Here is a 24,476-nt window from a genome sequence, read left to right as displayed (position 1 = left end):
CCATGGACCACAGGCTTGCGCACGTCATTCTGGCCGACCGGCAGGACATCACCCGCGCCGGACTGATGTATCTTCTCGCACAGATGGAGGCCCCGACCTCCATCCCTGCGTCTTCCGCCGGAGGCTCTTCCTCCGGTGGTTCTTCCGCTGGTGCCCGTGTCTCCGTAGCCACCGACCGTGCCGACCTCATTGCCCGGCTACGGGCCGAGCCTGTCGGCATTGTCATCATTGACTACACGCTCTTCGACTTCAACGATGCCGCGGAGATGCTCATTCTGGCCCAGCGGTTCCCCCGGTCTCGCTGGCTGCTTTTCAGCGAAGAGCTCAGCGTCGTCTTCATCCGTTTGGTCGTGGCCAGCAGCACGCAGTTTGGCATCGTCATGAAAGAGTCGCCCCTGTCCGAAATTCGCGAAGCCCTGCACTACGCCCTCGACGGGCGCCGCTTCGTGTGTCAGCAGGCCACCGAGCTACTCCTTGCACCCGAGCCTGCCGCCCCGGAGCACGTCAACCTCACCAAGACCGAAACGGAAATTCTCAAGGACATCGCCCTCGGCAAGACCACCCGCGAGATTGCCGAGGCCCGCTTCTCCAGCTTCCACACCGTCAACACCCACCGCAAGAACATCTTCCGCAAGCTCGGTGTCAACAATGCCCACGAAGCCACCAAGTATGCCTTGCGCGCCGGCCTCGTCGATGCGGCCGAGTATTATATCTAAGGCAACAAATCTCACTTCCCGTTGTCTTGGACGAATTTCCCGCGGGAAATGTTCACTTCCCGTTGTCTTGGACGAATTTCCCGCGGGAAATGTTCACTTCCCGTTGTCTTGGACGAATTTCCCGCAGGAAATGTTCACTTCCCGTTGTCTTGGACGAATTTCCCGCGGGAAATGTTCACTTCCCGTTGTCTTGGACGAATTTCCCGTGGGAAATGTTCACTTCCCGTTGTCTTGGGCAAATTTCCTGCGGGAAATGTTCACTTCCCGTTGTCTTGGACGAATTTCCTGTGGGAAATGTTCACTTTTCATTGTCTTGGACAAATTGACGACCGTCAACGTTCACTTCCCGTTTTTTGATGGGTTGACCAGGACAACAAATAACAACGGCAGTACCGTGGTGTATGGTTGTTTTCTGTTGTCATGGTTGTCTTTCAAATCCTCATACGCTGTTGCTTTGTGTGCCCTTCATGTGTTGTGCATCTAATTGAAGAGGATGTCGAAGCCGTCGTCGGCCGATGACTCGCCGTTGCGCGGCTGGAGCTTGGGCTTGGGTGGGTTCTTGAGGCGGCCGTTCTCGTCGAACATGCCATAGGTGGTGCGCAGCACGGTGAACTCCGTGCGGCGGTTCATCTGGTTGCAAACCTCCTGTTGTTGTTCGTCCTTGAGGGCTTTGATGAAGGCTTCTGTGAGCACGTCGCCCTCTTTGAGCCACGGATACTTCTCGGTGGTCTTCTTGCGGATGGTCTTGGGCCGCTCCTTGCCGTAGCCTACGGGCGTGAGCCGGTCGGCCGCAATGCCGTGGGCGATGAGATAGGCCACCACCGACTCGGCGCGCCGCTGGGAGAGCCGCTTGTTGTAGTCGGTCGAGCCTTTGTAGTCTGCATGGGCGCTCAGCTCGATGGTGACGTTGGGATTCTCGTTGAGCAGCGTCACGAGCTTGTCGAGCGCGGTCTTGGAACTGTCGCGCAGAGTGGCTTTGTCGAAGTCGTAGAAGATGTTGTCGATGAGCGTGGGGGCCGAGATATTGGCCAGTGCAAACTGGAGTGTGGTCTCGTGCGACTCCTTGGGAGCGGTCTGGGCACGCACTTCTTCCTGATGGTTCAGGAAGCCCTTGCAGGTGGCCAGGAAGAGATAGGACACGCCTTCGTCGAGCACTTTGGTGAACGACCCGTCGCTGCGCACGCTGAGTCGCTCGTTGGTACCGTCGTCGCCGACGACGTAGACCTGGGCGGCGGGCAGCTCGTAGCCCTCCATTTCGTAGACCCATCCCTTGACCGTCTGCACGATTTCGGGATTCTCGAACGCGTAGATATGGTCCCAGCCACGGCCGTCGCCCCGGTTGCTGGAGAAGAAACCGCGGTTGTAGGCTCCCTCGAACGTCATGCCGAAGTCGTCGCCTTGGGAGTTGAGCGGGTAGCCGGGGTGGGTGAGATGGTACCGTTTGTCCTTGCCAACATGGGCGATGAAGATGTCGAGCCCGCCAAGCCCGGGGTGCCCGTTGCTGGAGAAATAGAGGTCGCCGTTGGGCCGAAAGGTGGGAAATTCCTCGTCGCCGGCCGTGTTGATGGGGGCGCCCAGATTCTCTACGCCGCCGAATCCGGCTACCGTGAGGCGCACGCGCCAGATGTCGAGACCGCCCTTGCCGCCCGGCATGTCGGACGTGAAGTAGAGCCATTCGCCGTCGGGCGAGAGGGCGGGATGGGCAAAACTCGACAGCGTATCGCTGGTGAGCTTCACCTCCGAGACCTTGCCCCAGGCGGCATCCGCGCGGCTGGACTTCACAATCTGTGCGTAGCGGGGGTATGACGGGTCGGTGAGACACTGCGTGAGATACATCTCGCGGCCGTCTGTCGAGAAGCAGCACGCCCCCTCGTCAAAGTCGGTATTGAGTCCGCCGGTGACGGCTTCGGGCTTGCTCCACTTGCCTTTGTCGTCTTTTTCGGAGAAGAAAATGTCGGCCGGCTTGGTGCCGGTGATGCCGCTGAGCTCGTTGCCCTGCGCCTCGTTGCGCGTGGAAGTGAAGTAGAGCAACTCGTAGTTGTCGCCCTGAAGCATGGGCGAGTATTCGGCTCGGCGGGAGTTGAACACCTCCATTTTCCGTACCGTGTAGCGGCTTCCTTGCTCTCGAATGGCGGGGGCTTGGCGCGACGCGTCCAGCCCGTTCAGGGCCAACGTGTTGCCGGGAAGCGAGTCGAGCACAGCCTGGAATAGGCCCTCGGCCTCCCGGTAACTGCCATTCTTGAGCAGCAACCGGGCCATGTCCAGCCGGTCGGCGGGGGTGAGGCGGTGGTAACGCTCGGCATTGCGATAAGCAGCAATGCCTTTTCCTGTTTGCAGGCTGCGGTCGTAGCAGTAGCCCATTCGGCGTGCGATGTCGCCTCGCTTGTCGCGATTCTTGGCTTCGGTGCGCTGATAGGCCTGGCGGAACTCATTGGCCGCATCGTAGTATTCGCCCAGGGCCAGATATTTCTCGCCCCGCTTGATATTGCGGTCGGCCCCGCAGGAGACGGCCATCAAGGCCAGCACCGGCAGGAGCGCCGCCAAAAAGAGGTGTCTCGCAGTCTGCTTCATGCCTTATTTAACGTTCCGTCCGCGCGAATATTGCTCCCGCCGGTTGCCCGATTGTGGCGATTTCGGCCGTCGGTTGTGCGGTCGCCGGCCCTGCGTGGGCTGGCCCTTGGGCTGCGCAGACTGCTCGCCCTTGGGTGCCTTGGACTGTTGGCGCGCGGGCTGGGCGGGCTGTTCCTTGGCTGTCTGCGCGGCCTCGGCTAGCGATTCCTGCAATGTGTTCTGGGCGTCAAGGCGGCGACCGGTGAGCTTCTGGATGTCGCGCAGCATGGGAAGATCCTCTTCTGTGCAGAAAGTGACGGCCAGCCCGCTGTGCCCGGCGCGGCCCGTGCGGCCGATGCGGTGCACGTAAGTCTCGGCCACATCGGGCATGTCGAAGTTCACCACCAGCTCCAAGTTGGCAATGTCGATACCTCGGGCAGCGATGTCGGTGGCCACGATGACGCGCGTCTTGTTGTCCTTGAAGTTGGAAAGTGCGCGCTGCCGCGCCGTCTGGCTCTTGTTGCCGTGGATGGCGTCGCAGAGAATGCCGCGGGCTTTGAGCTTGCGTGCTATCTTGTCGGCACCGTGTTTGGTGCGCGAAAAGACCAGGGCCGAGCGGTTCTCGTCGGCAGTCAGCACCTGGGCCAGGCGGTCGATCTTCTGCGGTTTCTCCACATAGTAGAGCTGTTGCTCGATGGTATCGACCACCGACGATACCGGCGCCACCTCGACCCGCTGGGGATTGTGGAGGATGGATTTGGACAGCGTGGCGATGGATTGCGGCATGGTGGCAGAGAAAAAGAGCGTCTGCCGCCGCTTGGGCAGCAGGGGAATGATGCGCCGGATGTCGTGGATGAAGCCCATGTCGAGCATGCGGTCGGCCTCGTCGAGCACGAAGTGGCGGATGGTGGAGAGCGAAATGATGCCCTGTCCGATGAGGTCGAGCAGACGGCCCGGAGTGGCTATAAGGATGTCGACGCCCCGTTGGAGCTGCTGCACCTGCGGTGCCTGGCCGACGCCTCCAAAGATGACACACGAGCGCACCCGGGTGTAATGGGAGTAGTCTGTGACGCACTCTTGTATCTGGATGGCCAGCTCACGGGTGGGCGTGAGAATAAGGGCCTTGATGCCTCGCTGGCGCAGCAGGTCGGGCTGGTCGAGGTGCTGGATGATGGGAATGGCGAAAGCGGCTGTCTTGCCGGTGCCGGTCTGTGCCAGCCCCAGCACGTCCTCGCCGTCGAGTGCATAGGGAATGGCCTGCTGTTGGATGGGTGTGGGCTGTTCGTAATTCTTGTCGGTCAGCGCCCGCAGAATGGGTGCCGAGATGTTTAATTCTTGAAATGTCATGCTTGTTGTGGCCCCGGGATAGCGGAGCGGCGTTGTGAAAAAGCAGCCGCCGATCGGTGGCTGCTGTGAATAAAATAGTGAAAAATCAGTCGTTGTGCACCTTGACAATCTTGGTCTTGGGCATCTCCTTATTGCGGCGGTTGGTCACGGTGACCACGGCCTGGGCCAGATTGATGAAAGCCTGCCCGGTGACGGTGTCGACGTTGAGGGCAGCCGGCGTACCGGCATCGCCGTTCTCGCAAATGCTCTGTACGATGGGAATCTGGGCTAGCAGCGGGCATCCCATCTCCTCGGCCAGCTTCTTGCAGCCGTCCTGACCGAAGATGTAGTACTTGTTCTCGGGCAGCTCGGCCGGCGTGAACCAAGCCATGTTCTCCACAAGTCCCAGGATAGGCACGTTCACCTTGTCGTTGCGGTACATGTCGATGCCCTTGCGCGCATCGGCCAGAGCCACTTTTTGCGGTGTGGAGACGATGACGGCGCCGGTGATGGAGAGCGTCTGGAGCAGTGTAAGATGGATGTCACTGGTGCCGGGCGGCGTGTCGAGGATGAAGTAATCGAGCTCGCCCCAATGGGCATCGGCAATGAGTTGGCGCAGGGCCGAGGTGGCCATGCCGCCGCGCCACAGGGTGGCCGTGTCGCGATTGACGAAGAAGCCGATGCTGAGTAGCTTGACGCCGTACTTCTCCACAGGCTCGATGAGCTGGCGCCCGTCCACTTTCACGGCATAGGGCCGCTCCTCTTCCACGCCAAACATCTTGGGCATCGAGGGGCCGAAGATGTCGGTATCGAGTAGTCCCACCCTGTAGCCCAGCTTGGCCAAGGCGATGGCCAGATTGGCCGAGACCGTGCTTTTGCCCACGCCGCCCTTGCCGGAGCTCACGGCGATGATGTTTTTCACCTGTGGAAGCAGCTTTTCCACCTCGGGGCGCGGGGCCGACTTGAACTCGGTCTCCACGGTCACCTCGACTTCTTTGCCCACATGATAGTGGATGGCAGCCTCGGCGGCCTTGACGGTGGACTTGAGAAAGGGGTCTGTATCGCGTGGGAAAATCAGTGTGATCTTCACCTTGTTGCCGTTGATGCTTGGGGTGTCGGCCAGCATGCCGCTCTCTATGAGGTTCTTTTTGGTGCCTGCATAGATCACCGTGGCCAGTGCATCGGTAATCAATTTGGGATAAATCGTCATCTTGTTCTTGCGTTCTTTTAGGACAAAAGTACCCAATATTTGGCAAAATGGCAAATAAAAACGGAACTATTTCGGATTGTGGCGACTTTTCATTAACTTTGCCTTTGCACCGTGAACGCCGTTTCGGGCATCATACGCCAACGGACGGTCGAAGCTCCATGCAGTGCTGCCTCGATGCGGTTGAGCGGCAGCACACGAATCAAGAACAAATCTACCACATGAGAATCAACAGAATATGGATGGCAGCCTTACTGCTGCTGCCCGCTGCGGGACAGGCGCGCGAAGTGGCCTGGTACGCGGGTGGACACGTGACATACAGTGTTCAGAAAAGCCATGGAACGGTTGTCGGGAAAGCCTTGGAGATGTTCCGGGCCGACATGCGGGCCGTCACTGGCAAGGCTGCACAGCACCGCGAGGGCGGCAATGTGGCCGTCTTCCAGCTTGACATGGCCAACAACAAGGAGATGCGGGCCATCAAAGAGCTCGGCGTGCCCTACGAGAAGTTCATCACCAAGCCCGATGCTTTCTGGATGGGAGTGCGCCGGGGCAGGGTGGTCATCGTGGGCAGCAACGGCCGTGGCACGGCCTACGGCATTCTGGAACTGTCGCGACGGGCCGGCGTGTCGCCGTGGATCTACTGGGGCGACGTGACGCCCGATCGGCGGTCGCGGCTCACCCTCGACGAGCATTTCGAGACCTTGCAGAGCCCCTCTGTGGAATACCGCGGGGTGTTTATCAACGACGAGGACTGGACCAACCGCGAGTGGGCCCACCGCAAGCTCGACACCCACCAGCGTAAAGGCGTCATGGGCCCACGTTACTACCACAAACTGTTCGAGCTTTTGCTGCGCTTGCGCGGCAATGCACTGTGGCCAGCCATGCACGAGGGCACCGCGGCGTTCTTCAAGGTCAAGGGCAACAAGGAGGTGGCCGACTCATTCGACATCTTCGTGGGCTCGTCGCACTGCGAGCCCATCCTGCGCAACAACGTGGACGAATGGAACACAGCCAAGCGCGGGCCCTACAACTGGATGACCAACCGCGGGGAGGTGGAGAAGTATTGGCGCGAGCGAGCCCGCGAGACGGCCGGCATGAACGCTCTCTATACCATAGGCATGCGGGGCATTCACGACGGTTCGATGGAGGGCGTGAAGACTCCGCAGGAGAAGCTGGACGCGCTGCAGAGCGTCATCGACGCCCAGCGCCGTCTGCTCTCGCAGGAGGTGAACCGCCGCGTGGAGCAGGTGCCGCAGGTGTTTGTTCCCTATAAAGAGGTGCTGGAAATCTATGAAGCCGGGCTCCGGGTGCCCGATGACGTGTGCCTGATGTGGTGCGACGACAACTACGGCTACTTGACGCGCCTCTCTGATGCCGCCCAGCAACAGCGCAGGGGCGGGGCCGGCGTGTACTACCATCTGAGCTACTGGGGCCGCCCGCACGACTATCTCTGGCTCACAACCACGCAGCCGGGCCTCATCTACAACGAGATGCGCGAGGCCTACGACCACCAGGCCCGACGCCTTTGGATAGTCAATGTGCACGACCCCAAGGTGGCCGCCTACCAGCTGAGCCTCTTCATGGACATGGCGTGGGACATCAATGGCGTGACCGCCAACACCTTGCAGCAGCACCTGGCCGACTGGCTGGTGCAGCAGTTTGGCGAAACTGTAGGCCGCAAGCTGGTGGAGCCCATGACCGAGTTCTACCGGCTTTGCGGCATCCGCCGCCCGGAATTCATGGGCTGGAGCCAGGTGGAGCAGGACAAGAAGAAGTACAACCGGGGATGGTCGCCCGTGCAGGACACGGAGTTCAGCGCCGACGAGTTTGGCAATGAGCTGGAACGCTACCTGGCAGACTACGCTGACGTGAAGCGCAAGGTGGGCGAAGCCGAGCAGTTGCTGCGGCCCGAACTGCGGGATGCGTTCTTTGCCGCCGTCAAGTATCCGGTGTTCTGCGCTGCCGCCATGGCCACCAAGCAACTGCAGGCCCAGGAGGCCCGCCACCTTGCGCGCCCCGCAAACTTCCACAACGACGAGGAAGCCCTGGAGTCGGCCGTGCGCAGTTGGAACGCCTATGTCGAGATACGACAGCTCACCGACGAGTACAACCAGCGCATGGCCGGCGGCAAATGGGCCGGCAACATGGACATAGCGCCGCGCGGCCTGCCGGTGTTCCAGGCCCCGCTGCTCCCCGGTGAGCTCACGGCAGAGGAAATCAGGCGGTACGCGTCGGCCCAGCCCGCACCCTCAAAGTGGGACACCGATGGCTGCATCGTGCGCAATGCGTGCGACTATACCCGGGCCACGCCGGGTGCTCGGATCGTGCAAATGCTGGGCCATTCCATGCAAGCCGTGGCCCTGCCCAAGGGTGGCAGCCTCACCTACAACTTCTATGCCGGCGACGGCGACGCCGTGCTGCGCACCGCGCTGATTCCCACCCAGGCCAACGACAAGGGCGACATACGCTACTCGGTGAGCCTCGACGGGCAGCCGCCGGTGGTCTATTCGCTGAAAGAGAAGTTCCGGTCGGAGCGGTGGAAAGTGAATGTGATGCGCGGACAAGCCATCCGTTCGGAGAACGTCAGGCTTTCGGCGGGCAGCCACACCCTCGTCATCACGGCACTGGACGACCATATTGTGGTGGACCAGTGGATGATAGACTTCGACCCCGACCGCCAGTTCTACGTGTTTCCCACGCATCCTTAAGCGGCCGGTACGAGGTGCTGGCCTATCGGGCTGTCGTCTTGCTGCTCCGCTTGGTGCGGTGATAGCTGCGGTATTCGTCGAGCGGAATCTCCACGTCGGGCTCTGCGAGCGTGTCCGCCTGGGGCAGATGGAAGCGCAGGTAACGGATGTTGAGCCCGCGTTCTATCCACATCGACTCATAGTAAGTCTGGATGGTGAGGAGGGGCGAACCCATCAGACCCTCGGGTGTGGCATGGTAAAGGTCGTCGGTGCACACGTCCGTGGGCAGTCCGTTTCGCTCTACCATGAGCCGGGTGTAGGTGAAGAGGAAGTTCGAGTCGGTCTTCAGATGGATGAGGCCGCCGTCGACAAGGAACCGCCGGTAACGCTCCATGAAGAACGTAGAAGTGAGCCGTTTGTGCACGTTCTTCATCTGCGGGTCCGAGAAAGTGAGCCAAATCTCCTGCACCTCGTCGCGGTCGAAGAAGCGGTCTATGATTTCAATGCTCGTGCGAAGAAAGGCCACATTGGGCAGCTGCTGCTCCTGCGCGAGCTTGGCTCCCGTCCACATGCGTGCGCCTTTGATGTCTACACCGATGAAGTTCACGTCGGGATAGAGCCTGGCCAGCCCCACCGTGTACTCGCCTTTGCCGCAGCCCAGCTCCAGCACGATGGGGTTGTCGTTGTGAAAGTATTCGTCGCGCCAGTGGCCTTTCATCGTGAAAGGCACGTTGTCGACCACCGAGAAGGGATATTCAAACACGTTGCTCATCTCCTTCATTTCCGCAAACTTGGCGAGTTTTCCTTTTCCCATGATTCTGTTTTGTGGTGCTAAGATTCTGTTTTTGAGCTGCAAAGTTACAAAAAATCCCTGTTTGCCAAGGCATGCGGGCGCAGTTATCTTTCTCGAATGCGCCGGCAAAGAGCCGGCCATGCTCCCGGTGTTGCCCGAAGTCATGCAGGTATTCCTTATTATAATAGGTGGGAAAGCCATGCGGCGACCGTCGTTTTTGTCCAGAAACGGAGGGGAATCATGGGCGTGGACGTGCATATAAGGGGAAACACGGACGCGCCCATCGGGTTTGGACAATGCGCAAACGGGGTGCGGAGTAAAAAGCATTTCTTTGCAATATGAATCCAAATCACCCTCTCCGAACGATGACGACCCTGAAGCAGGGACTCCTTTTCGTACTTTTGCTGCCGGCCTGTATCGGCATGTGCATGAGTGCCAGGGCTTACGGCCATGCAGCCGCGGCCGGCATTATCCACCCCGGCGGACTGTCCGCGCAAGCGGATTCCGGCCGTGTAAGCATGCTGACGGCAGCCGAAGCTCCGTCTGCGGTGGCGGCCGGCAACGGGCAAAGGGCCAGTCGCAACACCATGAAGGCCCCGACACAACCCGACTGGCGGCACTACCGCATGGCCGGCCCCTACGAGACCGTGGCGCGCGACGGCGCGTTTGCCCACACCAAGCAGGGCAGCGAGCGCGACATGTTTGCAGCCTTGGCATGCGCCCGACTTGCCGGGACGGCCAAGGACAATGCCGACCGCGAGGCCTGTGAGGCCAACGCTCTCGCCATTATCAACGCCTATGCACAGACGCTGGAGGGCTTCGACGGCCACGATGCGCCGCTCTGTGCCATACAGGGTTTCTGGCTGGTGAGGGCCATGACGCTGATGCGGGCGCATGCCGTCCCCGCATGGGCAGCCATGCTTCGCCGCGCCATGCTCCCCATGATGCAGCGATTCGAGGCCGCCAGCCCCTACGCCAATGGCAACTGGGGAGCCATCGTCAACCGGCTGCGCATGGCGTGCGGCATCTTCCTGGAGGACAGTGCGCTGTATCAGGCTTCCGTCGACTACTTTCTTAATGCCAACGACAACGGGTCGCTGCCCCGCTATGTTGGCCCGACGGGACAGTGCCAGGAGAGCGGACGCGACCAGGCGCACGCCCAACTGGGCCTCGGCGCACAGTGCGACATTTGCGAGATGGCCTGGAGCCGGGGCGACGACCTCTGGGGCGCGTTCGACAACCGACTGATGAAAGGCATGGAATATACGGCCCGCTACAACCTTGGCCACCCCGTGCCTTTCGAGACGTGGACGGACTGCACGGGACTGTACTGCGACTGGACGGAGCCGGGCTCCATGGGGCGCGGCCGCATTCGCGACATTTACCGAAAGCCCTACGACCATTACACGCGGGTGAAGCATCAGGCAATGCCCTACACCCGGAGGCTGCTTGCCTTGCAGGCGAGGGCGGAGAAGCGGGGCGAAATGAGGCCCGGCATGGAGGCCGACGAGTTCACGGCGAGGGGCGTTAAGGAGGGCGTCAGGCTTCATCGGGTCTTTACTTATCCCGCCCCGGCGGGCGCTCCGCTGAAGCACGACTATGTGGTCTCGGTGCGTCCGCGCAGCAGCGAGGAGTGGACGCAGGTGGATACGTACAGGGCAAAGGTCAATGCAGCCGTGGGTTGCAACAAGCACAGCGTGTCGGAAATCAGCTATGCTCTCTTCGACTTTACCGGCGACGTGTTCGTGCGCGTGGTGTGCAAGAAGCGCAAGTTCAAGTCGGCCCGCATACGTCCCGCCTATCGCGGCGTCATGGCCAACGTGCAGAACGACTCCACCGTGCAGTTTCTCCTGTTCCAACCCGAGAATGTAAGCGTGGAGTTCGACGGCGACATCACCGACAACCTGCTGCTCTTCACCTCGAAGCCACCCGTCGGCAAGGAGACGGCCAGGCTGCAGGCCGCCGGCGAGAAGCGGCAGTTCGTCTACTATGCGCCGGGATTTTATGGGCAGGACACCGTCAGGATTTCCTCCAACAGCACCGTCTATCTTGCTGGCGGAGCCTACTTTACCGGCACTTTTGCCATAGAGGACGCCACGAATGTGACCATCCTTGGCCGGGGCATTGCCCGCCCGGAGAACGGTTACGAGGGCTGCCACGTCCACCGTTCAAGCAACGTATTGATCGACGGCCTCGTGGTCAACACCTGCCCCGTGGGCGAAAGCGACGGCGTGACGCTCCGCGACGTGCGTAGCATTTCGCATCCCGGCTGGGGCGACGGCCTGAATGTCTTTGCCAGCAGCAACGTTGTCTACGACCGCGTGTTCTGCCGCAACAGCGACGACTGCACCACGGCCTACGCCACGCGCAAGGGCTTTCGGGGGAGCACCCGCAACGTCACCATGCGCAATTCCACGCTCTGGGCCGACGTGGCACACCCCATCTTCATTGGTCTGCACGGCAATGCCGAGCGCGGCGACACCATCGAGAACCTGCGCTACGAGAACATCGACATTCTGGGGCAGGCCGAACCGCAGGTGGATTACCAGGGATGCCTGGCCATTAACTGCGGCGACAACAACCTCGTGCGCAACGTTACGTTCGACAACATCCGCATTGAGCAGATTCTGCAAGGTAGCCTTTTCCATGTGAGGGTGGGCTACAACCGAAAGTACTGCACGGCCCCGGGCCGGGGTGTGGAGGGCGTTGTCTTCCGCAACATACGCTACAATGGCGAGCTGCCCCGCAGCCTCTCCGTCATCAGCGGCTACGACGGCGGGCGGAACGTGCGGGGCGTCAGCTTCGAGGGGCTGCGGGTCAACGGCCGTCTGCTGCACGACCGCATGGAGGGCAAGCCCGCCTGGTATGCCACGGCCGACTATGTGCCCATGTATGTAGGCCCCCATGCGGCTGACATCACGTTCTGTGCCGATGCCCGCCACGGCTTGGCCAGCCGGTCGCTGGCCTACTGCTCCCGCCAGACCGACCGTGCCTTGGAGTCGCTGCGGCCCTACGACTTCACGATGATGCCGAGAAACATCCTGCGTGGCGACACGGCATGGAATCTCCGCAAGGCCTCGCCCGAGGAGTGGTGTTCGGGTTTCTGGCCCGGCATTCTCTGGATGGACTTCGCCTACAACCGAAGCGAGGCCGTGCGCAAGGCCGCCGAGGGCTACACCGCGGCCCTGATGCCCGTCCTGGAAAAGCCCGTCTTCGACCACGACTTGGGCTTCATTGCCATCGGCTCCATGCTGAAAGGATACGAGGCGACGCAGAACGAGGCCTACCGCCGGACCGCCCTCCGCGCCGCCGACTCGCTGGCCACGCTCTTCAATCCCGCCGTGGGCACCCTCCTTTCGTGGCCCCGCCATGTGAAAGACTATGGCGGACACAACACCATCATGGACAACATGATGAACCTCGAACTGCTGTTCTGGGCTTCGGAACACGGCGGCTCCCGGCGTTTGAGGGACATGGCCGTGCGCCATGCCGAGACCACGATGCAGCATCAGTTCCGTGCCGACGGGTCGTGCTACCATGTTGCCGTCTACAATCCCGTCTCGGGTCGTTTCGTCAAGGGCGTCACCCATCAGGGCTATGCCGACAATTCCATGTGGAGCCGCGGCCAGGCCTGGGCCGTCTACGGCTACACCATGGTCTATCGCTACACCCGCGACCCTCGCTTTCTCGCCTTTGCGCGCAAAGTGGCCGACACCTACCTGAAACGTCTGCGCGAGACCAGCGACGACTGCATTCCCCGTTGGGACATGGATGCTCCCGACGATGTGAAGGATGTGTCGGCCGCCTGCATCGTAGCCTCGGCCCTGCTGGAGCTGGCCGACTACCTGCCTGCCAACCAGTCTGCCCGCTATCGCGGCTTCGCCGTCGAAACACTCGGCCAGCTGGCCACCCCGCGCTACCGGGAACAGGGCGGCCGTCCGGCCGCGGCAGGCCAAGCGTCGCTTGCCTTTCTGCTGCATTCCACCGGCCATCATCCCGCCGGAACCGAGGTGGATGCCGGCATAGTCTATGCCGACTACTATTATATAGAGGCCCTGTCGAGGCTGTATGGAAGCGGAAAGTAAGGAAGATGCCCTTGCGAGGGCACCGTGGAGGCTGCGCGATTGCGCCGTAACGGCCTTGCGTTTAGGCCGTTAAGGCCTCGCGTTTACGGCGTGACGGCGGGGCGAAAAAGGCGTGGACGCAACGCGTGCAAGCCATAGCGGCTGCGCCGTGACCGAATGGAGAGGGATGATGGAGCGGGAGCGGGGTGCCGGTGTAGTCGGTAAGGGAATCGAACCCTTATGCCAAGATTGAGAATCTTGTATCCTAACCGTTAGATGAACCGACCGGCTTGGGCATAAAAAACCTCTGTAATCTGTGACGGTTGCAGAGGTGGAACGACTGCCGCGAGGCAGTGTTGTAGTCGGTAAGGGAATCGAACCCTTATGCCAAGATTGAGAATCTTGTATCCTAACCGTTAGATGAACCGACCGTTAGCCGAGGTTATCGTCCTTGCGGAAGCTGGGGGATTCGAACCCCCGGTACGCAAACGCGCACGGCAGTTTAGCAAACTGCTGGTTTCAGCCACTCACCCAAACTTCCTTTTCGACGGGTTTTCAACCTCACAGCATCCTTTTGAAATGCGGTTGCAAAGGTAGCGTTTTCTTTTCGTTCTGCCAAACGTTTACGGCGTTTTTTCATCAAAAAACCGCCCTTGGGCCCTTTTTCGCATGGAAAGACGGGCCCAGGAGCGGCTGGAGAGGGGGCTGACGCCGGCGTGCCGGCCTACTTGACGGTGGCGTCGAGCACGGTGTAGAAGCTGTCGTCCTCGCCCACGAAAGTCTTCACCACCTTGCCCTCGGGGTCTACGAGCAGCTTGGTGGGGAAGGCGGTTATGCCGAGCTTCTTGGCGAGGTCGCCGTCGCCGCGGGGGTTGTAGACGTTGACCCAGGGCATGCCGTGCTTCTGCACGGCGGCTTTCCAGCGGGCTTCGCTGTCGTTGCAGTCCACGCTCACGATTTCGAGTCGGCCCCGATGCTTCTGGTAATACTCCTTCATCTTGGGGAATCCCTTGATGCAGTTGATGCACCAGCTGCCCCAGAAGTCCACCACGACGTACTTGCCCTTGAGGCTGGAGAGGGTGAAGGTCTTGCCCGCGAGGTCGGTCAGGGTGAAGTCGATGGCTTCGCCGTCGCTGGGAGCGGGCTGGCTGGCGACGGCCGGAACGGCTGCTGTGGCAGCCATGGCCGGGTGCATGGGCTCGGCCGAGGCCCCCATGTGGAGCCCGGCGAGCAGTGTGAAACAGAGGATGGTCTTCTTCATGATGGTGCAAAAATACCTGTTTTCTGCCTTTTCGGCAAATCCGGAGTCTTAAAAGAGCTGAAAACTATTCGGACAGCATGGTCACCTCGATGCGCCGGTGGCTCTGGAGCAGGCGGCCGGCCATCTGTTGCACGTCGGCCGGCGTCACGCCGTCGACCAGCTTCAGATAGTCGCGGTCGTAGTCGATGCCGTAACGCAGCTGGTTGTAGAGCACGTAGTTCCAGTAGTCGTTGGTGATGGCGGCCTGGCCATACTGCTTGGACAGATACTCCTTCACCTTTTGCATGCTCGTGGGCTCGGGGCCTTTCCGGGCGATGTTGTCCAGTTGCCTGTAGACGATGGGTATCACCATGGCATACTTGGCAGGGTCGGTGGTGAACTGTATCTTGAGCAGCGACGTGGGCTTGGACGTCTTGTCGATGCTGGCCTCCAGCCCCACGCCGTAGACTCCGCCTTTCTCCTCGCGCACGCTGTCGGTGTAGGCAATGCTGAGCACGCGCCTCAGCACGTCGAGCGTAAGGTCGGCTTTGGGCGTGAACGGCTCGTCCCAGGAATAGAAAATGGTGACCTTGGCGAGCGGAGTGCTCATGGGCCGCTTCCAGAGGCGCGTCTCGTCGGCCTGGCGAATGTGGGGGTAGGTGTCGGCAAAGGTCTCGTGACGGCCCGTGGAGGGCAGCGAGGCCACATACTGTTCGAGCAGCGGACGCACGCGCTCGATGGGCAGGTTGCCCAGCAGTATCATCTTGAAGTTGGAGGCGTTGCTGAACCGCTCGCGGTAGATTTGCAGGATGCGGTCGTAGGACACGCGGTCGAGCGTGGCGGCCTTGACGGGCTGCACGCGCGGGCTGTTGCCGTAGACGATGGCGGCCAGCGAGTCGTTGTAGCTCACGTTGGGGCTTGCCTCGCGGTTGGTCAGGAAAGAACGCATGCGGTCCAGCTCGCTCTTGAAGGCCACGTCGTCGCGCCGCGGCTGGGTGAAGTAGAGGTAGACGAGCTGGAAGAGGGTCTCCGCATCTTTCACCGAAGACGTTCCGTTGATGGCCTGGGTCTCGTTGCCGATGCTGGGCTGCACCCTGACGGTCTTGCCCGAGAGCATCTTGCCCAGCGTGGTTTCGTCGAAATTGGCCACGCCGGCCTTGGTGATGGCGGTGGAGATAAGGCTGAAATTGGGCACGTCGGCATCGGGGTAGAGCGAGGTGCCGCCCTCTCCGAAGAAGCGCATCGACAGCTGATCCTTCTGGTAATCGGTGTGGCGGTAGTACACTTTCACGCCGTTGCTGAGCGTGATTTCGGTGGTGCCGTGCATCGATGGCTTCTCGGACACGATGCGTCCCTTGCGCGGCAGCTTGTCCATCAGCCGTTCGGCCACGGGCCGCTCCTGGTAGGGGGCGTAGGTCTGGGCCTGGGCCTCAAGCACGTACTGGCGCAGCTGGCCCTCGGTGGGCACGGCAAAGTCGGCCCGGTCGGGGGCATAGACCACGAGCACCTGGTTGCGGTCGCTGATGGCTTCGCGGGCGGCGCGGTTCACTTCGTCGAGAGTCACCTCGCCGGCCAGCTGCTCGCAGAGTTGCCTGTCGTAGGCCTCGGTGGTCATGGGCTCGCCTTGAAGGAAGTGGGCCTGGGCCTTGCGCACGTAGTAACCGTTCTTGCGGTCGTTGCGTTCGTTGTACATTCGGTCGACGGCTTTCTGGCGGAAGGCCTTGGCCCGGTCGAGTTCTGCCTGGGTGAATCCGTGCTGGCGGATGCGCTCCACCGTGCCCACGGCAGCGGCAAACGAGCCGCGAACGTTCTCCTGGCGCGCGCCGAACGAGAGGGAGAAAGCGTCCTTGGTGCGACTGATGAGGAAGCTACCCAGCCGGGCCGAGGCGCTCAGGCAGGGCTTGGGGTCGGCCTTCTGCATCTCGTCGAGGCGTTCTCCCGTCATGTAGGCTATGAGGTCGTCCACGTAATCCTCGCGCTGATGCTGCACGGTGGGCTTCAGACTGTCGGGCGTGGCCTCGCGCTTCATGTGGAGCGTGGCGAGCATGATGGGCTGTTCCTTGTCCTTGAGCAGGGCCACAATCATGTCTTCGTTGTCGGGCACGGGGTAGTAGATGCGTTCGGCGGCGGCCGGCGGCATGGGAATGGAGCCGAAGACGCTCACGATTTTCTGCTCCATGCGGTCCACGTCCACGTCGCCCACCACGATGATGGCCTGCAGGTCGGGGCGGTACCACTTGTGATAGTAGTCGCGCAGATCTTGATAAGGAAAGTGGTCCACGATGTCCATGCTGCCGATGGGCATGCAGTCGGCGTATTTGGAACCGCGGTAAACGATGGGCATGGCGTCTTCCATCATGCGCTGCGAGGCCATGCCGGCTCGCCGCGTGCGCCATTCCTCGTGTATCACGCCGCGCTCCTTGTCAATCTCCTGGTCGGTCAGGTTCAGGTAATGGCTCCAGTCGTGCAGGATGAGCAGGCAGGAGTCGACGTTCTGTTCGCGTGTCACGGGCACGGACGAGACGTGGTACACCGTCTCGTCGATAGAGGTGTAGGCATTGAGGTTGGCCCCGAACTTGATGCCGTGGGCCTCGCACCAGTGCACGATGCTCGGCGAGGCGGCCGTGCCCTGGAAGTTTTGCGACCCGTTAAAGGCCATGTGTTCCAGGAAGTGGGCCAGTCCGCGCTGGCGCGGCTCCTCGAGAATGGAGCCCACGCGCTGGGCAATGTAGAAGTCGGCCATGCCGGCTTCCTTGGCGTTGTGACGTATGTAATAGGTGAGTCCGTTCTTCAGTCGGCCGGTGCGGAAAGCCGTGTCCTGCGGTACGGGCTGGGCCATCAGCGCGGCGGGTAGCAGGGCCACGAGCGCGAGGGCCAGTAGGATTTTCTTCATGAGAGTCTGTTTTGAACGTGAATATTTGTGCGATCGTGGGGTGCGGGGTGTGGTTTCGAGGGTGTTTAGAAAGCGCAGCCAAGGGTGAGTGCGCCCTCCCAATGGCTGCGTCCGGCCTGGGTGGGCAGGTGGGTGTTGGCATGTCGGGTGGAGACTGCGGCCTGTACGTAGGTCTTCAGTCGCGTGGCGGGAAACCGGAAAGCGTAGCGCGCACGGCCTCCAAACTGATATTGCGGGGCCATCAGGCGGGCATACTCGCGCCAGAGCAGGGCGGTGGCCTCGGGTGGAGCCGTCTGTTTGTCCGAGGGGGCGATGAAAGTGCCGTCCTCGTAGGGCTCGCCGCTGCCCTTGCCATAGTCGAATGTCAGTTCCAGCGTGAGGATGCCGCGGCGCAGGAACAGGCTGCGGGCCAGGCCGAGGCTCGCTGTAGTGGCGTCCCAATGCTGCCGGCGGTAGTAGGGATAATCGTAGGCTGTGTGCTTGCGGTGCCGGCGGAGAATGGCCGCCGAGACCGTCCACAAAGGCTCTTCGCCCCGCAGGGCAAGGTAGCCGGTATAGGTAAGGTCGGTGCTTGACCACAGTTTGTTGCCGGTCTTCACCGGCTCATAGTAGTCGTAATAACTGCTGCCCGTCTCGCCGGTTTGCTCGCGATAGTGCTGTGCCAGGTTGTCCACGCGGTCGGCTTCGAGGCCGAGAGCGAGCCGGTGCAGGGACTTGCCCCGGCGCAAGGTGAGCGTGGAGGCGTAGCGGTAGTCGTGTCCACGATGGCGCATGTAGACGATGGTATAGGGCGACTGCCGCCCGTAATAGCCGCGGCGCACGTCCATCGACCAGCTGTTGTGCCAGGAGAGCCCGGGCCGAATGTCCCAGCCCAGCTGCACGCCGTAGCCTTGCCGCTCGTCGAAAAAAGGCTGCTCGCGGTTGCTGCCCGTGAGTCCGTCGGTGGCATGCTGCTCCAATTGGCCGATGAATCCGCCGTAGCTGATGAGCGACAAATAGGGGCGGTCGGTCTTTCCATAGGTGCTGTAGCGCACGCTTTCGGTGTGGCGCAGGTAGCGATAGTGGGCCCCGAGGGCCAAGTGTGACCCCAGAGGGAGGTGGAATCCGGCCGTCAAGTCGAGCTGCATGAGCTTGTTTTGGTGGCGCATGTCCCTGTACTTGGCATAGTTGGCCGCCGTGTAGTCGAGGCGTGCACCGAGCGAAAGTTGCCGCCACACCCGAGTGCCCAAGGCTCCTGTGAGGCGGTAGGTGTCGAGATGCTTCTTGCCAGCCTGAGCGATCGAGTCTTCCACGATGTCGAAAGGATAGCGCGAGGGATCGATAAATACCGAGCCCGTCATGTCGCGTCCCGAGAAATTGTCGTAGCTCATACGGCCGTAGACCACGGTGTGGGCCGAGAGTCGCTGGTACGACTCCACGCTGGCCCCCGTCTGCCAACTGTGGGGCGACTGGCTGTAGTCCACCAGTCCGCCTTGCCCCGTCCGCCCGTACACCTCGGCCCGGGAGCGTCCGGACAGAGGATAACGGGTGAGGGCGGCGGCATTGTCCTGCCCGAGCCACGCGTCGCGGGCCACGGGCAGGTCAAGGTTGAGCAGCAGCAACGAGTCGGTTGGGGGCGACAAGGCTGCCAAGCCGAGTGTCAGCAACAGGTTCAGCATGCGTTATTCGCCGCGCACCGAGAACTTCTGGCGCTCATGGAAATCCTGTGTTGAGTTGTTGTTGTCCTGATAAACGATGTGTGCTCCGTTCTTGATGGAGGCCTCGGCATCGATGCCACTGGGGTCGGTGGAGCCGTCCACGCCGAGTGCATAGCCGTAGACCAGCTTGCCTTCGTTCTCGGGCAGGGCCAGCGTGGCGGCCTTGTCCACATTGCGGTAGAGGCTGTGTCCCTTGCGGTTGGTCAGGTTCACGTGGCCGGCATCCACGTCGTCGGTGAGACGCTTCACGCTTGCACTCACCTTGGAAGTCTGCCAAACCTCAATGCCGTCAAGGATCCAACTGTTGGGAATCTTGACACAACGGTGAACCTGATCCTGCTTCTGGCCGGGCATGTAGGTGTAGTTGTCGGCATTGTTGGCGAACTCTGCGGGGCTGACGCCCTTGGTCTGGAAGATGACAAAAGCCGGGCACATCACGCTGAGCGGCCAGGCATTGCCTTGCCCGTACTCCACAGCCTTGAGATAATGAGACGTTGGAATCACGTCGGCTGGCGTGGGATAGTAGGCGGTATTGTTGTAGCCCGACTCGGGATCGTACATGGCATAGTAGGCCGGATTGGCGTAGTTCACGCTCTGGCTGTAGGTTTTTGTGTTGTCGATGGAGCCCATGCAGCTCACCACAATCTGGGAGTAAGGCTCTATCACGAGGGGCTCCTGGAAGTACCAGATGCCGTAGATGGCCGGAATCCAGCCCTGGTCAGCATAGGTGAGCTTGTCGTTTTCGTACCACCCATTGTTGGCATGGGCGTTGGCGGGATCCACTTGACCCACGGCCAGATTGTTCACTACGGCCTGCTGCGGGCAGTTGTTGTAGAGCACAAAGCCCTTGTCCATCTGGAAATAGCCGGTGCCCTCGTCCTTGGGGCATCCGCCGACGTAGAGCTCTTTGATGATTACCTGGTCTGCGTTGCGGTCTTCGAGGGTGGTCGAGGCGAACGTCACATTCTTCACATTGCTGGCTGCGATGGTGTCGCGCGTGCCGTCGTTGTGGGTGATGACCATCTTCCAGACGCTCTGTGCGCTGGCACTTGTTGCCACGGCAAACAGGGCCGTGAGGGCGAGTAAAATCTTCTTCATGTTTTTGGGGCAGGCTCTTGTGCCTGCGGGGAATGGTTGTTGACTTATCGGTTTACAATTTTAAAGCTCTTGCCGGGTGTGCGCAGGATGTAGATTCCCTTGGGCAACTGGCTGAGAGAGAGGGCTGCCTTGCCGTCGGTGCCGGCCACAACGGCCGCCACTTGCTTGCCGTCGGTGGTGTAGATGGCGACGCGTGCGCCGGCCTTGAGGCCTTGCACTTCGGCGTTGGCAAACGAGACGGCACTGCCGTCAGTGCCTGCGGCGGATGCGGCGGGCACCTCGCGGATGCCCGTGCTCACCTTTTGGCTCTCGATGCGATAGTTCTTGACTCCCGACAATGCCGTGGAGAGCGTGTCGGATTGACTGGCTACGATGAGGTTGCCATTGTCGAAAGAAATCACCGGTTCACTGGTCAGGGCAAACCGCACGGTGGTTGTTTCCTGTTCCACCACGAGGTAAGCCACGTCGGTGAGCTTCTCCTCCGTCTGGGCTTGTGCGCCCAGAGGGAGTGCCAGCAGGGCGGCGAGTCCCAGTTTTTTTATCAGATTTTTCTTCATGTTATGGATAAATATTAAGTGGATATTTTGTTGACGATGAGGGTGTTGTCGGGTTGCCGGTCAGTGGACAATGCGCTTGCGCGACATAGTGAGCGGCAGATGGATGCGGTTGGCCGAGTCGCTGGCCACCACGATGCGGCTCTTGGTGCCGTTGAAGAGGTAGCGATAGTCGGTCGTGAGCTTCTGTGAGGAGCTGCTGGCAGCATAGATTCCGGGCGGCACCACGAAGTGGGCCGTGCCCTGCGCATCGGTGGAATCGACGAAAGTGCTGGCCGTTGCATCCGTGAGTTCCACGCGGATGCCGTCGCGCGAGCCGTCGTAGACCGACGGAAAGCCGAGATGCACCTGCACCTGCAACACGTCGAGGGTCTCGTCGTAGCCGCATGCACAGAGCAGTGTGCCTACACCTATTATTATATAGAGCAGTCGATGGGTCATGTTTTAGAGCTTGAGTTTGAGTGAAAGACCGTAGTAAAAACCGGGGATATAGCTGCTGCCGAAGAGCGATGTCTTCTGTCCCGTCTGCGAAGAACGCACGCGGCCCATGTTGTTGAAGAAGTTGTTGGCATAGAACGACACCGACACGTGGTCGCCAATTTCCTTGGTCACACTGAGGTTGGCCGAGTAGTAGTGCGAGAGTCTGTTGGGGTTCATGGTGTAAGGATAGTTCGAGCGCACCACGAGTTTCGACAGGTCGTTGTAGAGTGCCGGGTCGTTGGCGCGTGCCCAGGCGTACTTTTCGGCAAAGGGGATGGCGTGGTCGGGATCGTCCCAGGTGGTGTAGTATTCGGGATAGACCACGACGGTCTGGTCCTTTGCGGTGCCGTCGTAGGGCTTTCCGAAGTTTTCGGCACCCTCCACGGCATAGCCGCGCGTGCCGTTGCGGTATTGGCTGAGGGCTCGGCTGTAGTGATAGAGCGAGCATTCCACACGCAGGGCCGCCACCATGCGGATGTGCGGGATGTGCGTGGTGACGGTGGCATTGACGTCGATCTGGCGAGTCAGTGTCCCGTTGCTCACCGAGGCGTTGGCCGTAGAGCCGGTCGAGGTGGTGTTGGTGCCGCGGTAATAACCGATGTACTGGTAGGGGGCGCCGTTGGTCATGCGGGTGTTCAGCCCCAAAGGGACGTCGGCATAGACGGTCTCGTCCAGTCCGTTGTAGTGATAGTAGCGGCCGTCCACCCGCACTTGGGTGCGCAACGGACGTATCTGCACGAAGTCTACAATCCACTCCAACCCGTAGCGGCTCGTGGGTGAAGCGTTGATATACTTCACGTTGGAGACGTAGGTGTTGCGTGCCTGCCAGTCCAGCGTCACGGGTTGATGGGCTCCTGTGACGTCGGTTACGGTGACGAGACCCGTCGTTCCGTCGATGGAGAAGCGGCGGTTGCCCACTGCAATGCCGCTCTGTTGCAGGGCGGTGGGGGTGGTGTACTTGTAGGTGAAGGGACTGTAAACGCTTGTTGCCATGTAGGGATTGAACGTCTTGTGGTAGAAAGCCGAGAGCGACACGGAGGCCACACGCGTTTTCATCTCCACACCCACGTCGGTCTGGTGGGTGTATTGCCATTTCAAGCCCGGGTTGTAAAGGGCTGTTGAGGGGTGGGTGTAGTAGGCGTAATAGGAGCGGTTCTGGGCATCGCTCGTCGACGAAAAGGCCAGCCGGTCGCTGTACGACGGTGAGGGATAGAGCACTTGAAAGGAGGGCAGCTTCACCGATTTGCCCCAGCCGCCGTAGAGGCTTAGGCTGCCCACCCATGCCCGGCGGTTGTGCCAGAACACGTAGCGGGCATTGACACGCGGCGACAGGCTGCCCGCCGTACCGTATGCTGACCCGGCAATGCGTGTCAGGTCTTCGCGCAGTCCGGCCGTGAGGGCCAGCGAGGCCGTGCGGCCGGTGGACAGCGTAAGTCGGTTTTCTATGTAAAGGGACATGTTGGTCATGGCCGGCAGCTCGTCGTATCGGTATTCACGCCACGTGGGGGCATAGCGCAGGTCGGCGTAGTACGTGCCTCGGCCATAGTTTTTGCTGCCTGTCAGTTCGGTGCCCGCCATCAGATGGTTGCGCATGCGGCCGGCCGTGCGGTTCCATTCAGCTTTCAGCTTCACGGCCCAGTCCAGCGGCTTGCTGTCGTTGTAACGCATCACGTACCAATATCCCGTGGGCCCCAGCACAATGCCGGCCGAGGGATTGGCGTCGTAGTCCTCGGCGATGTGATAGCCTTCCTCGCGGGTATGCAGGTAAGGCTGGGTGGAGGCACTGCTCGTGTTGGTGTAGGTCTCGGCCTGTCGGTCGGTATAGTTCAGGGTGGCGGCCAGCCGCAGGCTCGTGAGCCACGGCCGATTGGGCAGCCAGTCGGCCGAGGCATGCGCGCTCACATGGTTGTCGCGGGCCTTGCTGTAGTCGTCGAGCTCTTCGTCGGGGTCGGCTTTCGAGTTGTATCCGCCCACGTTGCCGCTCACCCCTGCGTTCAGATTCAGCGGCATGTCAGGGCCCAGCCGGAGGGTCTTGGCATAGTTCAGTGTCAAGCTGTTGCGCTGGTAGGCGGTGTGTGGGGAGGCTACATCCAAGAACGAGCGGGCGTGTTCCAGCGAGAAATTGAGCATGCCGCCCTTGCGGCTCAGGTCGAATCCCTTGCTCACGGCCACCTGCCGGGTGTGCTGGTTGAGCTTGCCCTCGACGATGAAAGGCGACTTTCCCTTGCGTGTGTTCACCTTGACGATGCCGTTGCTCAGGTCGCCGTACTCCACAGAAGGGATTCCTGTCACAATCTCCACACTCTCGATGTTGGCCGAGCCCAGCCTTCGGGTGCTGGCTCCGGCCGTTTCTCCCATGGCCGCATTGTTGCCCACGCGCACACCGTCCACGTCGATGGCCGTGCCGAACGAGGCGTTTCCTTTCTCCCTGCCCTCGCTGCGCAAAGCCAATCTACTGTCATCCATCAGTGTGCTGTTCACGGTTTTACCACCGGGCAACAGCGACATCACGTCCGAAAGATTCAGCACTTGCTGGTTGTCCAAGGCCTGGCGGCCGATGGTGTAGGCCGTGGTCTGCTCGTCTTCCTTGCGTCGGGCCACCACCTGCACCTCGTTCAAGCTCAGGTTGTTTTCCCGTAGCCGGATGGCCATGTCGCGGCGGTCGGCTGTCATTTCCAGCACCTGGGTGTGGGTGGCGTAGCCCAGGCAGCGCACCGTCATCGTCACCTGGCCGCGGGGCACGTGGGTGATGCGGAAGCGGCCGGTGCTGTCGGTCACGGCCCAAAGCCCGTTCTCGTTCAGCAACACCGTGACAAACTCCAGCGCACTGCCGTCGCCCACAGCCGTGATGCGGCCGCCAAGCGTGAACCCCTGGGCCTGCACCCGGGTGCCCATCCCCGTCAAGAGGAAGAGGAGGATTGCGAGAAATATCTTGTGCGCCATGTGCTTTGCTGCCATAATAATGTACAAAGTTACAACGGTTTTTCCAATGTCGCAATACCTATATGTTGCTATTTTAAAAGGATTAACCCGTAAAGGCGTTGCGGCTACGGGCTAATCGTTGCGCGATTTTCCGAAAAAACATGGGCGATTTAGGCCTAAAACTGCCGCGTTTTCCGTAAATTTGCAGCACCGTTGTGGCGTTCCGAAAGCGATTGGACCGCTGCACGG

At 60.9% G+C, this 24,476-nt stretch carries 14 protein-coding genes, 3 tRNA genes and 1 pseudogene; 4 read left to right on the top strand and 14 right to left on the bottom strand.

The window, feature by feature from the left end; translation table 11 throughout:
* The first annotated feature begins 2 nt into the window (after nt 1-2).
* Nucleotides 3-716, top strand: a complete 714-nt coding sequence (locus PREDE_RS08315) for a response regulator transcription factor (RefSeq protein WP_005846446.1) — start codon at nt 3-5, stop codon at nt 714-716.
* Between the two features lie 480 nt (nt 717-1,196).
* On the opposite strand, the gene porE is transcribed toward PREDE_RS08315, so the two are convergent.
* The 3 genes from porE to PREDE_RS08300 form a co-directional block, all read right to left on the bottom strand.
* A complete protein-coding gene (gene porE, locus PREDE_RS08310) occupies nt 1,197-3,287 on the bottom strand; it encodes a PorE family type IX secretion system protein (protein ID WP_005846439.1) in 2,091 nt (696 codons plus the stop codon).
* 3 nt (nt 3,288-3,290) lie between these two features.
* Nucleotides 3,291-4,613, bottom strand: coding sequence for a DEAD/DEAH box helicase (locus PREDE_RS08305; protein WP_005846438.1), 1,323 nt, complete (start codon nt 4,611-4,613; stop codon nt 3,291-3,293).
* 85 nt (nt 4,614-4,698) lie between these two features.
* Nucleotides 4,699-5,802 (bottom strand): Mrp/NBP35 family ATP-binding protein, encoded by a 1,104-nt coding sequence (locus PREDE_RS08300; RefSeq protein WP_015310377.1) that lies wholly within the window; start codon nt 5,800-5,802, stop codon nt 4,699-4,701.
* A 218-nt stretch (nt 5,803-6,020) separates the two neighbouring features.
* Here PREDE_RS08300 and PREDE_RS08295 point away from each other — a divergent pair, with 218 nt between their 5' ends.
* Nucleotides 6,021-8,507 (top strand): glycosyl hydrolase 115 family protein, encoded by a 2,487-nt coding sequence (locus tag PREDE_RS08295; protein ID WP_015310376.1) that lies wholly within the window; start codon nt 6,021-6,023, stop codon nt 8,505-8,507.
* 22 nt (nt 8,508-8,529) lie between these two features.
* On the opposite strand, the gene trmB is transcribed toward PREDE_RS08295, so the two are convergent.
* On the bottom strand, nt 8,530-9,300 hold the full coding sequence (trmB, locus tag PREDE_RS08290; RefSeq protein ID WP_015310375.1) for a tRNA (guanosine(46)-N7)-methyltransferase TrmB: 771 nt from the start codon (nt 9,298-9,300) through the stop codon (nt 8,530-8,532).
* Between the two features lie 317 nt (nt 9,301-9,617).
* On the opposite strand from trmB, the pseudogene PREDE_RS14440 reads away from it, so the two are divergent.
* Nucleotides 9,618-10,550 (top strand): annotated as a pseudogene (locus PREDE_RS14440) (alginate lyase family protein); the annotation flags it as partial.
* Nucleotides 10,551-12,167: 1,617 nt separating this feature from the next.
* Nucleotides 12,168-13,364, top strand: a complete 1,197-nt coding sequence (locus PREDE_RS14435; RefSeq protein ID WP_154648477.1) for a glycoside hydrolase family 88 protein — start codon at nt 12,168-12,170, stop codon at nt 13,362-13,364.
* A 194-nt stretch (nt 13,365-13,558) separates the two neighbouring features.
* Here the strand turns inward: PREDE_RS14435 and PREDE_RS08275 are convergent.
* From PREDE_RS08275 to PREDE_RS08230, 10 genes are all read right to left on the bottom strand, one after another.
* Nucleotides 13,559-13,630 (bottom strand) — tRNA-Glu (locus tag PREDE_RS08275).
* Nucleotides 13,631-13,702: 72 nt separating this feature from the next.
* Nucleotides 13,703-13,774: transfer RNA gene (locus tag PREDE_RS08270), tRNA-Glu, on the bottom strand.
* Between the two features lie 23 nt (nt 13,775-13,797).
* A tRNA-Ser gene (locus PREDE_RS08265) sits at nt 13,798-13,884 on the bottom strand.
* A 183-nt stretch (nt 13,885-14,067) separates the two neighbouring features.
* On the bottom strand, nt 14,068-14,604 hold the full coding sequence (locus PREDE_RS08260; protein ID WP_005846431.1) for a TlpA family protein disulfide reductase: 537 nt from the start codon (nt 14,602-14,604) through the stop codon (nt 14,068-14,070).
* Between the two features lie 64 nt (nt 14,605-14,668).
* A complete protein-coding gene (locus PREDE_RS08255) occupies nt 14,669-17,476 on the bottom strand; it encodes a M16 family metallopeptidase (protein ID WP_005846430.1) in 2,808 nt (935 codons plus the stop codon).
* Between the two features lie 65 nt (nt 17,477-17,541).
* Nucleotides 17,542-19,134 carry a DUF6850 family outer membrane beta-barrel protein gene (locus PREDE_RS08250; RefSeq protein ID WP_005846429.1) on the bottom strand — a complete coding sequence of 531 codons (1,593 nt, stop codon included), beginning with the start codon at nt 19,132-19,134 and terminating at the stop codon, nt 17,542-17,544.
* A gap of 3 nt (nt 19,135-19,137) precedes the next feature.
* Nucleotides 19,138-20,271 carry a DUF4876 domain-containing protein gene (locus PREDE_RS08245; RefSeq protein WP_005846428.1) on the bottom strand — a complete coding sequence of 378 codons (1,134 nt, stop codon included), beginning with the start codon at nt 20,269-20,271 and terminating at the stop codon, nt 19,138-19,140.
* Nucleotides 20,272-20,315: 44 nt separating this feature from the next.
* Nucleotides 20,316-20,828: a T9SS type A sorting domain-containing protein gene (locus PREDE_RS08240; protein ID WP_005846427.1), complete on the bottom strand. Its 513-nt coding sequence runs from the start codon at nt 20,826-20,828 to the stop codon at nt 20,316-20,318.
* Between the two features lie 60 nt (nt 20,829-20,888).
* Entirely contained in the window at nt 20,889-21,266 is a 378-nt protein-coding gene (locus PREDE_RS08235) for a hypothetical protein (protein WP_005846426.1), read from the bottom strand.
* Nucleotides 21,267-21,269: 3 nt separating this feature from the next.
* Nucleotides 21,270-24,263: a TonB-dependent receptor gene (locus PREDE_RS08230; protein WP_005846425.1), complete on the bottom strand. Its 2,994-nt coding sequence runs from the start codon at nt 24,261-24,263 to the stop codon at nt 21,270-21,272.
* Between the last annotated feature and the right edge of the window lie 213 nt (nt 24,264-24,476).

The sequence above is a fragment of the Prevotella dentalis DSM 3688 genome (genome assembly GCF_000242335.1).
Classification (GTDB): Bacteria; Bacteroidota; Bacteroidia; order Bacteroidales; family Bacteroidaceae; genus Prevotella; species Prevotella seregens.
Note: the sequence above shows the minus strand (reverse complement) of the source record. Positions and strands in the feature narration are given on the sequence as shown.

Excerpts from the sequence above, each read along its gene's own strand:
- PREDE_RS08315 (WP_005846446.1), top strand. The coding sequence starts at position 3 with ATGGACCACAGGCTTGCGCACGTCATTCTGGCCGACCGGCAGGACATC.
- porE (WP_005846439.1), bottom strand. The coding sequence starts at position 3,287 with ATGAAGCAGACTGCGAGACACCTCTTTTTGGCGGCGCTCCTGCCGGTG.
- PREDE_RS08305 (WP_005846438.1), bottom strand. The coding sequence starts at position 4,613 with ATGACATTTCAAGAATTAAACATCTCGGCACCCATTCTGCGGGCGCTG.
- PREDE_RS08300 (WP_015310377.1), bottom strand. The coding sequence starts at position 5,802 with ATGACGATTTATCCCAAATTGATTACCGATGCACTGGCCACGGTGATC.
- PREDE_RS08295 (WP_015310376.1), top strand. The coding sequence starts at position 6,021 with ATGAGAATCAACAGAATATGGATGGCAGCCTTACTGCTGCTGCCCGCT.
- trmB (WP_015310375.1), bottom strand. The coding sequence starts at position 9,300 with ATGGGAAAAGGAAAACTCGCCAAGTTTGCGGAAATGAAGGAGATGAGC.
- PREDE_RS14435 (WP_154648477.1), top strand. The coding sequence starts at position 12,168 with ATGTATGTAGGCCCCCATGCGGCTGACATCACGTTCTGTGCCGATGCC.
- PREDE_RS08260 (WP_005846431.1), bottom strand. The coding sequence starts at position 14,604 with ATGAAGAAGACCATCCTCTGTTTCACACTGCTCGCCGGGCTCCACATG.
- PREDE_RS08255 (WP_005846430.1), bottom strand. The coding sequence starts at position 17,476 with ATGAAGAAAATCCTACTGGCCCTCGCGCTCGTGGCCCTGCTACCCGCC.
- PREDE_RS08250 (WP_005846429.1), bottom strand. The coding sequence starts at position 19,134 with ATGCTGAACCTGTTGCTGACACTCGGCTTGGCAGCCTTGTCGCCCCCA.
- PREDE_RS08245 (WP_005846428.1), bottom strand. The coding sequence starts at position 20,271 with ATGAAGAAGATTTTACTCGCCCTCACGGCCCTGTTTGCCGTGGCAACA.
- PREDE_RS08240 (WP_005846427.1), bottom strand. The coding sequence starts at position 20,828 with ATGAAGAAAAATCTGATAAAAAAACTGGGACTCGCCGCCCTGCTGGCA.
- PREDE_RS08235 (WP_005846426.1), bottom strand. The coding sequence starts at position 21,266 with ATGACCCATCGACTGCTCTATATAATAATAGGTGTAGGCACACTGCTC.
- PREDE_RS08230 (WP_005846425.1), bottom strand. The coding sequence starts at position 24,263 with ATGGCAGCAAAGCACATGGCGCACAAGATATTTCTCGCAATCCTCCTC.